The sequence below is a fragment of the Vibrio brasiliensis LMG 20546 genome (genome assembly GCF_000189255.1).
GTDB classification, from domain to species: Bacteria; Pseudomonadota; Gammaproteobacteria; order Enterobacterales; family Vibrionaceae; genus Vibrio; species Vibrio brasiliensis.
The window spans coordinates 13631-29770 of record NZ_AEVS01000004.1 but is presented as its reverse complement, the minus strand read 5'-3'; the positions used below and the strand labels follow the sequence as shown (position 1 = coordinate 29770).

At 46.9% G+C, this 16140-nt stretch carries 11 protein-coding genes; 4 read left to right on the top strand and 7 right to left on the bottom strand.

Annotated features, from left to right (window positions below; genetic code table 11):
- The 3 genes from RH46_RS00580 to RH46_RS00570 form a co-directional block, all read left to right on the top strand.
- Positions 1 to 2021, top strand: a 2021-nt coding sequence (locus tag RH46_RS00580; protein ID WP_050789226.1) for a type VI secretion system Vgr family protein, incomplete at its 5' end; no start/stop codon positions are given.
- On the top strand, positions 2003 to 2602 hold the full coding sequence (locus tag RH46_RS00575; RefSeq protein WP_006877440.1) for a DUF4123 domain-containing protein: 600 nt from the start codon (positions 2003 to 2005) through the stop codon (positions 2600 to 2602). The genes RH46_RS00580 and RH46_RS00575, both read left to right, overlap by 19 nt.
- A 2-nt stretch (positions 2603 to 2604) precedes the next feature.
- Positions 2605 to 5130 carry a LysM peptidoglycan-binding domain-containing protein gene (locus tag RH46_RS00570; protein ID WP_006877439.1) on the top strand — a complete coding sequence of 842 codons (2526 nt, stop codon included), beginning with the start codon at positions 2605 to 2607 and terminating at the stop codon, positions 5128 to 5130.
- A 37-nt stretch (positions 5131 to 5167) separates the two neighbouring features.
- Here the strand turns inward: RH46_RS00570 and RH46_RS00565 are convergent, their stop codons facing one another.
- Positions 5168 to 6202 (bottom strand): formylglycine-generating enzyme family protein, encoded by a 1035-nt coding sequence (locus tag RH46_RS00565; protein ID WP_006877438.1) that lies wholly within the window; start codon positions 6200 to 6202, stop codon positions 5168 to 5170.
- A gap of 497 nt (positions 6203 to 6699) precedes the next feature.
- Here RH46_RS00565 and RH46_RS00560 point away from each other — a divergent pair, with 497 nt between their 5' ends.
- Positions 6700 to 6999: a type VI secretion system PAAR protein gene (locus tag RH46_RS00560; RefSeq protein WP_006877437.1), complete on the top strand. Its 300-nt coding sequence runs from the start codon at positions 6700 to 6702 to the stop codon at positions 6997 to 6999.
- A gap of 59 nt (positions 7000 to 7058) precedes the next feature.
- Here RH46_RS00560 and RH46_RS00555 read toward each other — a convergent pair whose 3' ends face one another.
- From RH46_RS00555 to RH46_RS00530, 6 genes are all read right to left on the bottom strand, one after another.
- Entirely contained in the window at positions 7059 to 7496 is a 438-nt protein-coding gene (locus tag RH46_RS00555; RefSeq protein ID WP_006877436.1) for a YcgN family cysteine cluster protein, read from the bottom strand.
- 125 nt (positions 7497 to 7621) lie between these two features.
- Positions 7622 to 8878 (bottom strand): type VI secretion system ImpA family N-terminal domain-containing protein, encoded by a 1257-nt coding sequence (locus tag RH46_RS00550; RefSeq protein WP_006877435.1) that lies wholly within the window; start codon positions 8876 to 8878, stop codon positions 7622 to 7624.
- Positions 8879 to 8929: 51 nt separating this feature from the next.
- Positions 8930 to 12472: a type VI secretion system membrane subunit TssM gene (tssM, locus tag RH46_RS00545; protein WP_006877434.1), complete on the bottom strand. Its 3543-nt coding sequence runs from the start codon at positions 12470 to 12472 to the stop codon at positions 8930 to 8932.
- 15 nt (positions 12473 to 12487) lie between these two features.
- Positions 12488 to 13900, bottom strand: a complete 1413-nt coding sequence (gene tssA, locus RH46_RS00540) for a type VI secretion system protein TssA (protein ID WP_006877433.1) — start codon at positions 13898 to 13900, stop codon at positions 12488 to 12490.
- A gap of 2 nt (positions 13901 to 13902) precedes the next feature.
- Entirely contained in the window at positions 13903 to 14547 is a 645-nt protein-coding gene (vasI, locus tag RH46_RS00535; protein WP_006877432.1) for a type VI secretion system-associated protein VasI, read from the bottom strand.
- Complete coding sequence (locus RH46_RS00530; protein ID WP_006877431.1) at positions 14544 to 16139, bottom strand: sigma-54 interaction domain-containing protein; 1596 nt, start codon at positions 16137 to 16139, stop codon at positions 14544 to 14546. The genes vasI and RH46_RS00530 overlap by 4 nt, the downstream gene beginning before the upstream one ends.
- Position 16140: the final 1 nt, after the last annotated feature.

Genomic DNA, 16140 nt, shown 5'->3' with positions numbered 1-16140 from the left:
CTTTGTCTGCCAGCATGTTCGGCCAAAGGCCCTGCTACGGCTTTTGCTACCAGGTTGAATTAGCCAGCCGTCAGCCTAACTTAACCCCAGACCAGGTGGTTGATCGGGCGGTCGAGCTGCGCATGTATCGTAACCGGGTCTTGGTTCAACGGGTACACGGCGTCGCGCGCGCGTTTACCCAAGGGGATATTGGTCATCACCATACCTTCTATTCATTGACCCTTGTGCCTGCTCTCGAGCGCCTCTCTCTGCGTCACAATAGCCGTATCTTCCAGCATCAGACCACGCCCGACATTATCGCGACCCTACTGCAAGAGATGGGCATTAATGACTACGCTTTCTCGTTAGAGCGCGAGCCTGCTCAACGCGAGTTCTGTGTTCAATACCGTGAAAGTGACCTCGACTTCCTGCACCGCCTCGCGGCGGAAGAAGGCATGGTCTACAGCTTTATCCACGAAGCCGGAAAACATACTCTGGTCTTCAGCGATTCCAGTGCTCTGCTACCTTCGTTGGCTGAGCCAGTGCCTTACAATGGTCAGGCTGGCGGCGTCAGTGATGTGCCTTATATCAAAGACTTCCGTTACCAATCTGAAGCTCGTGTCGCCGAGGTTGAACTTAAAGATTACAGCTTCAAAAAGCCTGCCTACTCGTTTAGCCAGTTGGCTCAGGGCGCTGAACTGGATTACCAGCAGCCAATCTACTCACACTTTGATGCCCCTGGGCGTTATAAAGATGACCAGAGTGGCACCGCGTTCACTCGCACCCGTTTAAGTTATCTACGCCGCGACGCACAGTTAGCTGACGGTAAGAGTAACGAGTTCTTAATTCGTGCAGGCTACAAATTTACCCTCAGTGACCACCTCAATCGCACCTTTAATCGCGATTGGTTGCTGGTTCGCGTCAGTCATCACGGCGAACAGCCTCAGGCGCTGGAAGAAGAGAGCGGTCACGGCGCGACGACCTACAAAAATGAGTGGCAGGCCATTCCTGGACATATTAATTGGCAAGCGACACCAGAAACCAAGCCAAGAGTTGACGGCCCGATGATCGCAACGGTCGTCGGCCCAGAGGGCGAAGAGATCTTCTGTGATGAACATGGCCGCGTGAAAGTCTACTTCCACTGGGATCGTTATGAGAATACTCCAGAGCATCGCTCATGCTGGGTACGCGTATCGCAAGGCTGGGCGGGCAACCAGTACGGCATGATGGCCATTCCGCGTATCGGTCACGAAGTGATCGTATCGTTTTTAAATGGCGACCCGGATCAGCCAATCATTACTGGCCGAACCTATCATGCGACTAATACGCCACCTTACTCTCTACCAGAGAATAAAACCAAAACTGTCCTGCGCAGTGAAACTCACCAAGGGGAAGGCTTTAACGAGTTAAGCTTTGAAGATCAGGCAGACAAGGAGCAAATCTACCTGCATGCGCAGAAGGATTTTGACTCCTTAGTGCTCAATGATATGACCACCCATGTCAAACACGATCAACACACTACGGTTGATAACGACCAGTTCACTCAGATAAAGAATAACCACCACTTAACCGTTGACGGCGAGAGTCGCACTCTGGTCAAACAAGATGCCACCTCGGTTATTGAGGGTAGCTTGCATCAGAAAATCGCGCAGCTTCACGCCCTTGAAACAGGTAATGAACTACATATCAAAGCCGGTATGAAGGTCGTTATCGAAGCAGGCTCTGAAATGACATTAAAAGCCGGCGGCAGCTTTGTAAAAATAGACGCGTCTGGCGTTAGCCTTGTTGGGCCAAAAATCAATCTAAACTCGGGCGGTAGTCCAGGCAGTGGCAGTGGTTACTCAGGTCAAATTGCTTTGCCACCGAACGAGATCGATGCCTTAGCACCGGACATGCCTCCGCCTAATCAACAAGTTGTTGGTTCATCGGGTTCATTACCAACCATCAGTCAGGCGTCCTATAGCCAAATGGTCGAAAATGGCTCGCTGCTGAAAGAGCTTTGCCAATGCAATGGAGGTGGCGAATGTCAAATCCACAAGTAAACCCTCAATGGCGTACTGAAACCGGAGCAGCCCCCTTACTGGCTGAGACACTTGATGTCTATATGATCATTGAGCCCGAACTATGGCCAGATTGGCAGGCACAGCTTTATCAAACCACGTCAGAGCCATTCTACAGCCCTCTGTTTGAGCAGACACAGTTTGCCAACATAGAACTTGGCCCTGTATTGATTGCGCTGAATGAGCAACAACTGTTTGCTAGTGCGATCGATAAGATGCAAAGCACACCTTGCGGATGTTTACTGTTTGTCCAGCAAGGAACGTCTCAAGCATCACTGCTCGACATCCTCAGAGAGCGTCTGGTGGTATTGACCGGGCAGTCCACCGCTTTACTCCGCTACTATGAACCAAGAACCCTGTTACCCCTGCTTGGCACAATGCAGGACGAAGAGCGCAGTCTGTTTTTCCAACATATCGAGCAAATTCACTGGTACCACGGACAATGGCATTGGGTATCGATCGATCAACCGATTCACCCACCTAAACAGTATCAATGGACGATTACACCACAGCATATCTCGACGATGCAGTCGATTCTTAACGCGAGTAGCGGAGCCGTATAACCATGACAACCTATACCATTAAGCCGGGAGATACCCTACTCCAAATCGCCATCGATCAAGACGTCGAATATGTCGACCTGTTGGCACTGAATCCGCAAGTTCAGAGTGACCCAAATTACATTCGCGCCGGAGATACCTTAACGTTACCGAAAAAAGTGACCATTGAGGAACCTGAACCCGATTACTCGACAGAGCCACCAAGTAAAGAACCAGAGCCAACATGTTCAGGGGAAGTTCTCAGTAATCCCGAATGTATGGGGATTGAAGTCCATGATGTGCTGTTTTTCACCGGTGATGCGCCAACAGACTATTACTGTCTGACAGAAGAGAAACAAGCGAAACTGAAACAAGAAATTCAGATTACCGACAAACTCATCCAGGATTACCAAACCCTGCTAGAAAACGCGCCTAGCGGTGACAGTATTGATGCCAACGAAATGCAACAACATGCGTTAAACAAGAAAGCATGGCTTGAGCAGTGCGTCTATGCGGGAGCAATCAAGGTTGACGAACAAAAGTCCACCGTAGCAGGCACCGCGGCTCAATCAACGCAACAACCGAAGACACAGAATTACATCTCAAGCAAAATCGCTGAACTTGAAAAACGCCGTGCTTTAGTGAACATTTATGTCCCGCACTTCTCTGAGCAATCTACCATCACCGTGCGCGATAAAGTCCTCGCCGATATCGATAAAGAAATCGCATACTGGCAGGCACTAGTCAAAAAGCCAGTCACACCTGAGTCGTCCAATAAACAAAGTGTTGATCTTACCAAGATGAACCACAAAGCGTTTGAACGTACGCCCGCGAAAAGGCATGTGGTGGAAGCCTGGCTGGTGAGTGAGAATCGACTGGTGTACCTGCGTGCGGATTTTGTTGAGCGTGCCAAAACCAGTTGGAAACAGAACCCAGTTAATACAGAAGTCACTCGGGCACTCGAAGCACGCGATTGGCAAGGACTAGCGCAAGCCTTTAAAGAAGACATTAAGAAAGGCATCAACAAAGATTTCGACAATGGTAAGCTCGAAGCAGTGTTCGCCAATTGGAAAGCCGATGGCTGGAAAGCCCATGAATGGAAAGCGACTCAAAAGTTTTACGATGACAATGGCGAAGTGATATTTGCGACTTCTCAAGAAGCGCAACTACTGCGCTTTGCTGCGCAAGCCAGCGTCAAAAGTACGATTGAACCATCCGAAGGCAAAATCGATATTGGCATTGGTGCAGAGGCAAGCTTCGCTCTGGCTGAAGGTGCGGTTGGGCTTCATCGTTACTTCCCCTATGAAAGTGGTTATACGCTGGAACTTAGCTACCTTGACGCCAACAAGCAGCCTGCTGTCTATCCGTTTGGCTGCTTTAGAGCCAAAGTCAGCTTGATGCTCAGCTGCTTTGTTGGCGCGATGACTAACGGACGCATAGAACTCACCAATCAACCGGATGATAACCCCGGCCACCAAATACTGCTCTCCCCAACGGTTGGTATGGGCACCAATAAATCCGGTGGTGTGGGAGTAAAAGGCGATATCTTTGGTGGCGCTCAAATCGGAGGTCAGGTTGAAGGCGGTCTGGAATGGAAGGCTCCACCGGATATCAAACTCGACAAGGTGTTTGATTTTGCCACCTTAGCCAAAGTCGGTGCCAACGGTAATATCGCTGTTGGTGCCGGAGCAGGTTGGGACTTCCAGTTAAGCCTTGATGATGATGGTAAATTCTACTTTAACTGTTCTGGCCGTCTGGTGTTTGGTCCTGGCGCCAGCGGTGGGTTTGGCACAGCAATCGATTTTGAGCAGTTATGGCAGCTTGCTGTTATCCTCTTTAAAGGTTTAAAAGCGACGGATTACCGTATACTGGACAATCTTCATGCAGATGTATACCAGCACTTGATGCGCTCGAGCTATATGGCTTTTGCCAGTGATATGATAACCAATCCAGAAGAAGCGCTTAAACAGGCAGTGATGAATACCCAAAAATCAATCAATAAGTGGTGGGACAGCCGTTTGGATTTATGGGAGTTAGAATCCGAGAAGGAAAAGGAAGCCCTTCGCCTTGCCAGACGTATTGTCACCAAGTACCGCGATGTGACGGGCGAAGTACCGTTTGAAGAATTATTGCCTGAGACTGTTGGTATCATGCTCAATACTCTAGTGACAACGTTCTATTTTTCGTGGGAAGAGAAACAAGAGACGGCAATTTATATCTTATTGCTCGGTGCGGTCAAAACGTGGCGACGTTTCGAAGAGATCATCACTCGTATGAATGCCAATGGTGAAAAACCATCAGGCGGTAAACAAGCAGAGGAAAAAGCTCTGTTTGATAATCTGGCGCGGATTAATGCCATTTTGGATGGCGAGCAGCAGACGAGCTTTAACAACTGGGTATTAACACTGGCACAAGTGAATGAAATTAATGAGAGCAACTTTGCCCAAATGCGCCCGTTTGCGCCGCGTTCGGGCTGGAGTTGGAACCAGAAAAGAGACAGAGTCGAACGCCAGATAGCGCGCTTAAACAAAAACAATGGCTACTATATTTAAGCCACAGTGACCGCCGCAAGGCGGTCATTTTTAGATGCTAATAAGCTTGCTTCGAGCTCTGAACTGCGCAGCGAAAACCTGACGTGTATGACAAGTCGTCTCCCTTTACCGTATCATAGGCACGAGATACATTGACCATACCAACTCCACCTCGTTTCACTTTATACTCACCCGTTGCTGGGCCCTGAGGATCGAGTTTCGGTGACATTTTATAATAATCTTTAGCGTACCAATCATTAACCCACTCTGTAGCATTTCGAGTCATATCATAAAGACCGAGTGGATTGGGCGCAAACGTACCTACAGGATTTAGGTCAGTATCAACATTAGCGGTTTCTGCGGTAAACTCCTCATAACCACCGAGCTCTGGATTATGAAAGCCCCTTCCCTGAAACTGGATAAAGCCATTATTGGTCGCGTAGTAGAGTTTTTGACCACGACTGCGCGCGGCGTACTCCCACTGCGCTTCAGTCGGTAGATCCACGGGCAGCGCGGTTAATTGCCCCAGCCATTGACAATAGTTTTTTGCATCTTGCCAACTCACCTCTCTTGTTGGTTTTTTTACAAATCTCGGGAATATTGTTTTATACACTTTCGAGCCTCGTTCTAGGTATTTCCCCTCATAAACACTCTGCTCAAACGGCCTACCTAATGTTTGTAAGTAAACATCATAATCCAGCAACTCCGCTTCATACTTCGACAACGAATAACTGCTTAGGGTCACCTCATGCTGGATATCCGCGCCACGACTTACAATCTCGACATCACTGTAACAGCTTGCATCTGGTGTCCAGACCGGGCGATTAAGATCGTCATTCATGCACGGCATACGGAAATCACCCATAACAAAACTGCCACCCTCGACAAAAACCATATTTTCAATCGACTTGGCTGCGACCTTAGCGATATTTTGTTTCAGTTCGCTGTCGGCGTCTGGATAATGTTTATTGACGTTGCTAATAATGGTGTTGATTTGATCGTGAGAAAGGACACTACTGGAAAGTTCGATATCGCTATTGCATGCCATCAGCAAAGGAACAGCACCAACAAGACCTAGCCATTTTATTTTCATTTTCAATCCTCATTATTTAGCCAGTTATCTTAATCCTTTAAACAGATCACTTGAAGTAAATGACAGGTAAATAATGTGATATTTATTCCTTTTCTCATGGATGCGCTAAGGTGTGGTAATTTATATATTTATCAGATACTTGCCAGACACAATGCGTTAAAATTGCGCCTGTGGTTGCGTTTAATAATTTTCAGACAGACACCAATTTTTTGGCATGTTTCTTGTTCAAGCAAGATCTTGCCTAAACTGAGCAAGATCTTGCTCAAATCGGGCAAAAAGTTGCTCAGGATTAGCACGCCAAAAATGCTAATTAGTTGAAATATATAACTATATTAAGCTGGTTCAGTTTTTGCTTAGAAATGAGTAGCTGACTGTCGCTTGGTTCGACTAAGCGCGTGTTCAGCCCTACGAGCTAGCTCAGAAAAATAACGCGATTGATTACACTCGTATTTTTCACTTATCAATGGGCATATTGCCGTTTCAATTTAGGAGGAACTATGCCAAAAGCAGCAAGACTGGGTGATATTGGTTCGGAGCATGATTGCTTTCCACCAACCCCCATTACCGCAGGAAGCCCAAGTGTGATGATTAACTTTAAGCCTGCAGTTCGTCAGGGGGATCCGCTGCAAGATCACGGCTGCCCTTGTGATAAGACACCGCATGGTAATCACCCAAGGAGTGTTGCAGGTGGTTCATCAGGCGTGTTTATTGATGGTAAGCCCGCTGCACGTTTAGGGGATGCGATAGATTGTGGAGGAACGATTTCATCGGCATCATCCGACGTTGAGATTGGCTAATCTCTCCCACAGACAATGATTAGATAGGCTGTAAAAGTCTCACTTACAGCCTGTCCACTCTAGCCTCGGTTTGGATGATTGAGGATGTGGTCTTCCCAATCCACGACATCGATCTCGTAGACGACTTTATTACGCACACTCTCTCCTGCTGCATGCATCGCAGACTTAGAGCCAGTAATTAATGGGTGCCATTCAGGTAGAGGCTGCTTTTCTGCTAGTAAGCGGTAAGCACAGGTGTGCGGTAGCCATGTGAAATCATCGATATCTTCACGCGTGAGCTTGGTGCACTCTTCACCAGAGGTAAAACGGTTTGGGTAGTCTTTGCACGAACAGGTTTTGCTGTTTAACCAACTACAGGCCACATTGGTGTAGTAGATCTCATCAGTGTCTTCATCCATCAATTTGTGCAAGCAGCACTTTCCGCAGCCATCACACAGCGATTCCCATTCGTCTTCGGTCATCTCTTCGAGTGCTTTTTGCTGCCAAAACTGCGTCATGTGGTAACCCCGGGTGTTCAAATATCATGGTGGAAAAGGAAAGCCGAATTTATATAGATCCTTTGTCCAAAGTGCAAGTAATTCCACCAGGGGTTAACCGATTAGAGTTCAGGTAAGCGAAAACTCTACTCTTCAAGCTTCTGATTTAGTTCAGCAACTTTCCAACTTAAGTTATTGAGGCGTCTTTTTAGCTCCTCAAACTCTTGCTGCGCTTGTTGGTACTGCTGGTTGTCAATCAAGTTTTCTACATAACCAACCCGGCCATAGATCGGCGATAAGCTAACGGCAAAGTCTTCCAAAGATTTGGTTTCGTTGGCAACCTGTGCCCAACGCTTTTTCTTTGCTAGCAAGGCAATGTTGGCCATCTTAGTCCGAATTTCACCGAACCGAGCGACAAACTCGTCCGCCTGTTCAAGAGCAGACTGCTGATCCTGATATAAGGTCTGGCTGATTTGATTAACCTGCTCATCCCCAGTGTAGAGTTTCTGCAATATATCGAGTTGCTCAATCGCCTTTAGGTAAGGCTGCTCAATCGAGACCTGAGTTTTCTCTTCAATAGAAGAGTGATACATAGGTACCAGTTCAGATTGAATCGCGGCTAACTTAGTGGGTTTGGTATGTTCAACGTAGCTATCAAGGTTACTCGCCGTGAGTACTGGTACCTCTATCGATTGCTTGAACTGATACTGATTAAGTACACTCGGGTTGTAATAGAGCCACACACTGACTCCGCTCACTGCGAGCGTCGAGAAGAAGGTACCAGCCAAACTCCAGAAGTAGCGTTTTCGGGTAACTCTATTGTCACTTTCACGCTGCTTTTCCTGACGCTTTATCGCGGTATGATAGCGGGTTTCGATCTGATCGATATGTTCAAACAGAACAAATCCAACCCCTTCAAAATCGACTTCAACTTGCGGCTGTTGCAGTGTCATCCAGTGGTGGATTCTTTCACACAGTCTTTCACTACGATAAAGATCGCGCAGCTGTTCTTGAGAAGGTTTAAGTGTCTTCAACTCAGGAATCGCCTTACCATTCACCCAATCCAAGACCTCTTTACGCATTTTGGCCGATTTTGAGTCAGGCTTAGCTAATAAGCTCAAACATTGCATTAATAGCTCAAGACCATTGGCGTAGCCCGCTAGCCCCTCAATTTTGAGTTTGGCAATGGTGAGATAGCTACACATCAGCAGATCAACCCCTGGTCCCTTAGCTAACTGTTGGCAAGCCTGATAAACCTCTTGCCAATTGGTACCACCAGACAAGGGGTTAAAGCGACTGTTGATTTCATCTCTGGCTTTTTGGTAACTCTCCAGATGTCTGATTGAGTCGGAATCAGACGTAATATGGTAGACAACTTGGTCAAGCAATACTGTATTGGACATAGATACTTCGTCCTGATGGAAAGGAGCGAGATACCTCGCTCCTTTGGTGTTTTAGTAAAGAGTCTTAGATAGTTTGAACGACTTAAACAGGCGCTCAGTAAATGGGTTAGCATCCGATTCTGCATTAATGCGGTAAATCATATCGCCACCATCAACAACAAATCGGTAGTCAACCGACGTCTTGCTGGCTGACATTACGTTACCTTTTTCCAGTAAGCGGAAGAATGCCCAAGGCCCTTTGAGGTTGATGCTTCTCGGTGAAAGGTTTGACTTGGTTGGCACCAGGGTAACCTTAGATACCGCCGAATCACGCAGTGTGTTTGGCCAAATCAGTTCAACGCCTTCACGCGGGCCATGGCTGTAAGTCAGATACTGACCATCAACGTTGAGCACACTTCGACGTTTATTACCGCTTAGCTGAAGAGGCTCAACCGAGAAATTGACGTCTAAGATGCCTTTACGGTTAAAGAATGCCTGACGGATTCTCTGTGCCTGTTCAATCTGCGCCAGTACCTCAGGACGAATGATAGATTGAGCAGTGTCGTATTCGTCGACAGCGATGTTCTCTTCAATAAACACTTTCAACTGATTGGTATAAAAGCTATCCAACGTTCCTTTCGGTGCAAAGAAAGATTCGAAATCTTCCAGTGCGACATCCTTTGTTGAATCAGTCTTGAACGGGTAGCGGCTTGCGAGCTTGGTGTAGTATGGCTTGTAGACATCTTCATACCAGCGAACTTCCAGGTGTCTGATCGCTTCTTGTTTAACGACATACCAACTTTCATCGGCTAGCTTAGCAACCATGCTATCTAGTGGTCTTGGTAAACCAGAAGAGATGCGTTTCAAGGTATAGATTGGATCGGCACTGACTAATTTAACTCGCGCCTTAGTTGCATCAAGTGCTGCCATACCAACATCTGGCGACTCCTGAATCGCTTTCAAATACGTTTTCAATTCATCGACAGACGCAAGCACTTCATTGATATAAGCAGGTTGATCTCCAACCGGTTTAAGCATTAAGTTTAGCTCTGCAAATGGAGACTGAATGCTTGAAGCCACTCTATACTTGGCACTCTTCAGCAGCTCTTCACCAGCGTCACTATCCGGGTCTAAACCTGCAATAACCTGAGTATTATTGTCTAATGTTCTTAGCAAACGTTGCAGTGGCTCGACGTTTCCTGTCAGGTTCTCTAGCACCATCACCGCATCGTTAATATCACCGAAGTACTTCATGTCGATATCATTCAGCGCGGCACGCCAGGTATTGACGTAATCTGCTACATACAGGTTACGAATCTTCTCTCGTAGCACCTGTTTATCCGCTTCGCTAAACTGCGCAGTTTTCGACTGGCCCAATACCCAGCCATCGATGAGAGCAAGCTCTGAGACTGACTCTGAACGCGGCATAAAGTAGTTTTCAAAGCCTTCTTTGGTCAGCATTTGTGGAATATACAAACTGCTGTTCGCCACACGCTCTTCAAATACAATGTCAAAGATAGGACCAACTAAGTTACGAATACTGATTGAAGGACCTAATACTGTTTGTGCATTTAGCTTAAGGTTTCGGTAAACACGCTGATCGTTAGGCATGGTGCTGAGCTCAGCCTGAACACTTGCAATGGTGCGATCGTATGGTTTCATCACTCGTTCTGCGAAGGCATCACCCTGCTCCCTTGCACCAGCAAGGTCGGTATGACGCATCGCGTAATCTAAGTGTTCTAGCAGCTCACCCTGAACCTGTTTTTGCCCGGCAAATGCGCTCTGCCAGTATTTACCAAAGTAATCCAGTACATAATCTTTATAGCGACCACTCTTATCCACCATCATGCGGTAGACACGCAGAACCGCTAACTTCTCTTCTTCGTTATCGGCCTGTTTGAGTGCGACCACAACATCTGCCATCAGTAGTGGCAAGAAGCGGTTTTCCAGCAGGTTAAGGTAGGTACTTTCAACCATTGGCCCGATAGTGTGTCCTTGATAGAGACCAAAATCAGAAATGTAACGCGGCTTTTCACGGAAGAAACCAAACTCCAGCGTCGCTTGTCGAATTTTATTCAACGGCTCAAGTATGTCTTTCTGGGAAGCCAGAGACAGATTCGATGGGTACTGAGCTTTATATTCATTAACTTTAGCTAATACCGCATCCGACTGGTTAACGTTAGTCAGGTAATAACGATGCCAGGTACCGACCAGTAGCACAGTTGCAACCATACAAGCGGTAAATGAAAGGCCCATTAAACGGCGTTTGTGTTTCGCTACCCGGAAGTTATCCGAGGCTAACCCAGCTTCAGGATAGATAATGTTACTGAACAGCTGTTGGGTGAAGTACACCGTCGAGTTCTTAGCATTTTGCGCTTTATTTACTGCATGCGATAACCCATATCGACGAGACGCAGAATCCCCAAACGCATTACTAGGAACGCCCTGCTGATACACTGACGTAAAGTAAGCACCACGAACCAGCGCCGAGGTCGAGAACTGGTCACTCGATAAAGCGTCCTGGAAAAAGTCTTTGAGAATATCTTGCAAGCCCGACATCTGGCGCGTGAAACTATAAATGGCATCACGCTCTTCTTGCTCTAACGGCTCAGCGACAGCATGAGGGAAAAGCTCGTTAATTTTTGATACGAACTGACCATAGTCTTTGCTGAACTCTTCTAACCAATGATCTAAGTTATCAACTGATTCTAATGAGAAGGTAAAACCTAACACCTCATCACGCTGTGACTTTGAGTAGTGCTTAAAGAAAGGTTCAAAGCCATACAACAAATCAAGTTTCGTCAGGGTAATGTAGACAGGTAAACGCGTTGCCAGAGTTTCCATTAACTCACGAATACGAGCTCGCAACAGGTTTGCATAAGCTTTACGCTCGGAGGCTGTCGAAGTCGCCAGATGAGAGATATCAAGCGCGAGAACAATACCGTTCAGCGGTCGTCTACTGCGCGTTTTCTCCAACCAGTTTACAAAGTTGAGCCACAAGCGGCGCTCAAGTTCACCATCATTATCTTGATTACGGTTGCCCTGAGTAAGTAGCTCGCCATCGGGATCAATCAATACTGACTCGTCACCAATCCACCAGTCGAATGAGTACGGGTTCTCACTCTTCTGCCCAGAAGCACGCATGACTGAAGAGAGTGCGAAGTTCTGTCCAGAACGGTTGATTAAGCTGGTTTTGCCTGCGTTCTCAAGACCCAGAACAAGATACCAAGGTAGTGAATAAAGGTAATTACGCGTATTGAGACTTTGCTTCATCTCTTTCATTACGTCATTCAGCTCTACTTCCTGACGCTCTTCATACGCTGTAATTGGGTCTAGCTTTAGCTGTTCTTCACGTTTTTGCTGGCTCTTGAAGCCTTGCAATTTACGCCACTGCCAAATGCCCCACGCTGACAACGAAAGCAACACAAAAAGTGCGCTCGCCATACCACGAGCCATTAAGGATTCTAAAGGTTTCGTCCCTCGAATTTCCAACCAAGGGCCTGCCCACCAAATGGCGACATTGAGTAGTATAAATAGAGTAAACAGCAAAATAGGAAGGGCCGCTGCTATGCCCGGCTTAAGTTTCTTAACAAGCCCGATGATACTTTTCCACATGGATAGTCCCTTTGCTTAATCTAACGCTGTATTTCGTTCTAGTTGTTCTATTAAAGACGGCTCCCACTCGGTAACGCTCGTCTGCATAATTTCTTGCTTTAAGGTTTGATACTGTTCTTTAGCCATGGCATCCAAGTGATTGTGCTTCAAGAGATCAGCACTGAGTAAACGCCAGTAAAAACGGTCACGAGGTTCTGTCGCCGCGACTAAACCGTCATTGAGCATCGACATCGCCACGGCAATCCCGCCCTCTTTGGCAAGACTAAATGCTTCTTCTCGCTGTTCATTCCAATTACCTGAAACACTACCGCCCGTTGAAGCCACCTCACCACTCGCTAACCAATCACGTACTAAGTCAGTCAAAAATGGCGAACCATCTTTAAACTTGAGTTCAACGACGCTTGGGTAGCGTTGGATAAATGACTGAGTTTCTTCACGGATGGCCTGACACCAGCTCTCTTGACCTAGAGCCTTCGCAATATCGTGACTCATCAGCTGACCTTCAAACCAATACGGTGCAATGGTCAAACTCTGTTCAACCTTTCTCCACAAAGCGAGATCCGGTTGATGCAACTGATCTTGATACTCTTTCACTCGCTCCATCTGCATACCACGCAGCAAAGTTTTGCCGTTGTGGTCATGATCGGGTAATGCGGTGATAGCCCCCCACAACGCATGGCGACGTACTCGAATGGCTAATGCACTGCCCGACTCCTGCTCAGCAAGGTATTCAGCCACTTTAAGCAAGGTTTGCTTCGCAGCTTTATCACTAGAATTATCAACGGATAACGAAGACGCTGGAGCAGCGGAGGCTTGCGTTGTCGCAGAATCAGTCGATGCTGGCTGCGCCGCGGTTTGCTGCAACTTTTCTCTTTCTTGTGCCCGTTTAAGCTGGTTGGTGATGGTAAGCGCAACAGAATCGGCAACATCCGAAGTGAGTTCATTAGCTTCGATGGTTTTCTGCCAACCTTCGACTACTGCTTGCAACTCTTCTCTGTCCTGACTGTCCAGACTGGCGAAGTCGAACTTTTCCACTGCAATCGAAAAGCGTTGACACATCTGGCTGAAAAACTTTCTACGCGGTAAGTTGCCTCTTTTACCAGGTGCTGGAAAACAATCATTCCAGTAGTGCTCGATGAAGTCGCTCATCACGCCAAACGAAGTGATAAAGCGGCTTGGTGTCAGCTGGTTATGTAGACACTGGAGTAAGTAAACCAGTAACTTGATATCTTTACTCTTCTCATTAAGCAGAGTAATGGCACTGTGCTCAACCTCTTGCCACTGAACACTGGCGTGAGAAAGAGAGCCGACTTTCATCATTTGGTCTTCAACAAAATCAAATAGTGGCTCGTCCAGTAGCCTTTCTCCTACCGGCGATTCGCCAGCGATGGGTTTAACTATGCTAGTTCGATATTGAGTCAATTCCATCACTACCACCCACACCTTGTTCTAAGTGGTTTTAAAGCTTGGTTGAGACCTGTGGTATCAAACTGCAGCCCATCTACTACCTGTGAATTTGAGCGTAGAGTAAGTCTGGCTTGGCGCGACATCACCTTCATCATAGAGATTGCCGGAAGACCTCTAGCCGAAGAGAACAACACACCAATATCATCACTTCTCCAGCTTTGATTTGGTCCACCAGCGATAGAGACTCGAATTCGACCATCTTCAATCGCTTGAGGAAGCGCTAACTCGATACGGCTGATCTTATTGATACAGCTCATCATTAGCACCGGAGCAGATTCTCCTTCGGCATGATTAGCTGTCAGTGTGAGCCATGCATCCCCTTCTTTGTCACTACCGTTCTCAACAATACTTAATGGCACATTGCCATTTGCGGTGTCAAAAGCGGTGTGCCAGGCTTGCGGTTTGTCGTCAGATATCGTGCTGCGATTCGATGCGGTTGGTGTCTGAAAAACAGCATCAAAACAACTAAGGCGCTCCAACCGTTCAGAGATTAAGGAACATTGCTGGCCTTTAATGACTAGAGAGTCGTCTGACTGTTGTGCGGCATTCGCTGAGAATGTGAAACCGCTCATGGCCGCTAATAAAACAAGATATTTCAAAGTATTCATTCTGCTTTGATCTCCAGTTTCTGGCACTTGTAAGCAAGGGTTCGTTTAGGAATTCCTAAGCTTTCTGCCGCCTTGCCTCTATCCCCAGAGAAATGAGTTAAGCGCTCACGAATAATGTTTTCTTCATATTCATTTACCGCTTGTTTCAGATCAGTGATGGCAGAGAAGTCTCCTTGCATCTCAGAGTAAGGGTTGTCAGCAAGATCACTTTCCTCAGTAAGCTCGGACGAAGTATCAGACTGTTCAGCACTTTGTAACTCGAAATCGATGCACGCAATACGATTAGCCAGACTGCCTTCACTCACTTCCAGCTCATTGCGACATTGCGCACAGCCAAACTCGACTAACAGCTTCAACTCACGCACATTGCCCGGAAATGAATACTTTTTAAGGCAATCTAACGCTTTGTAATGTAAGCCTCGAATCTCAGTTCCGTGTTGTGAGTTGAACTCAGCAATAAAGTGTTGGCTTAAAAGATCGATGTCTTCCAGACGCTCTGACAGTTTTGGCAGAGTCAAAGGATACTGATACAAGCGGTAATAAAGATCTTGTCGAAACTGTTTGTTTCTTACCTGAGCAAGTAGGTTGACATGGGTTGCAGAAACCAGACGAAAGTCAGAGCTAAGCTCTTTCTTGCCACCGATAGGTCTGAACTTCTTCGTTTCAAGCACACGCAACAGCTTAGCCTGTAGGGCTAGTGGCATATCACCGATTTCATCGAGGAAAAGCGTTCCGCCATTAGCCTGTGAAATCAGTCCTTCTCTATCGGCTTCTGCGCCAGAGAAAGCCCCTTTGCAGTAACCAAACAGTTCGCTTTCAAGCAAGTTTTCTGGAATAGCGGCACAATTGATGGCTACCAGAGGTTGGGAGCTACGACTTGAGATCTGGTGAATAGCCTGAGCAACCAGCTCTTTACCCGTACCGGTATCTCCTTGCACCATAACCGACAGCTGAGACTCCGCCGCACTGACTATCTGCTGGCGCAGCTTCTGCATAACAGGGCTTTGACCAATCAAAGAGTGAGAGAGTTTATCTGCCAGCTCCCTGCGCTTGGTGTCTCTTTGTATATCGCTCAAAGACTCGCTAAGAGTTTGAATATCTCGCTGCTCGCGCTCCATTTCTTCAAGCAGGTTCCACTGCTTAGTGAATATGTCAATAAACTTAATACCATCATCACTATTAAGAGCTTTGGTAATGGCTTTTTGATCACCCTGAATAAATAGGACGAGTTGAACCTGATTGGAACGCAGGGGTAAAGGGCAAATGAAGACACGTTCAAACATCCCAACATCAGAGACCAACTCAGCGAACGCTCTGTCTGATTTCCAAAACAGAAGTTCATCAGCCGAAAGTGACATCTGATTGGCAGTTTGAAGCACCTGTGCAAATGGGTTATTCATGTCATTCACAGCCCAGGATGCATCGACTTGAGCGTCATGTGGCACAAGTCGACGACCATCTGTTGTTGGCATTAGAAGCAAGCATTTTGATAAACCGAGTTCAACACTCAGAGTCTGGGTAAACTTTGCTGTCAGCTCATGTTTAGTCCGGATTCCGATAAGCTCTGTCACTAGTTCTAGCCACTTAGACATC

Coding starts and splice junctions, on each gene's coding strand:
- tssM (WP_006877434.1), bottom strand. CDS start 12,472: ATGTGGAAAAGTATCATCGGGCTTGTTAAGAAACTTAAGCCGGGCATA.
- tssA (WP_006877433.1), bottom strand. CDS start 13,900: ATGGAATTGACTCAATATCGAACTAGCATAGTTAAACCCATCGCTGGC.
- RH46_RS00570 (WP_006877439.1), top strand. CDS start 2,605: ATGACAACCTATACCATTAAGCCGGGAGATACCCTACTCCAAATCGCC.
- vasI (WP_006877432.1), bottom strand. CDS start 14,547: ATGAATACTTTGAAATATCTTGTTTTATTAGCGGCCATGAGCGGTTTC.
- RH46_RS00555 (WP_006877436.1), bottom strand. CDS start 7,496: ATGACGCAGTTTTGGCAGCAAAAAGCACTCGAAGAGATGACCGAAGAC.
- RH46_RS00560 (WP_006877437.1), top strand. CDS start 6,700: ATGCCAAAAGCAGCAAGACTGGGTGATATTGGTTCGGAGCATGATTGC.
- RH46_RS00575 (WP_006877440.1), top strand. CDS start 2,003: ATGTCAAATCCACAAGTAAACCCTCAATGGCGTACTGAAACCGGAGCA.
- RH46_RS00565 (WP_006877438.1), bottom strand. CDS start 6,202: ATGAAAATAAAATGGCTAGGTCTTGTTGGTGCTGTTCCTTTGCTGATG.
- RH46_RS00550 (WP_006877435.1), bottom strand. CDS start 8,878: ATGTCCAATACAGTATTGCTTGACCAAGTTGTCTACCATATTACGTCT.
- RH46_RS00530 (WP_006877431.1), bottom strand. CDS start 16,139: ATGTCTAAGTGGCTAGAACTAGTGACAGAGCTTATCGGAATCCGGACT.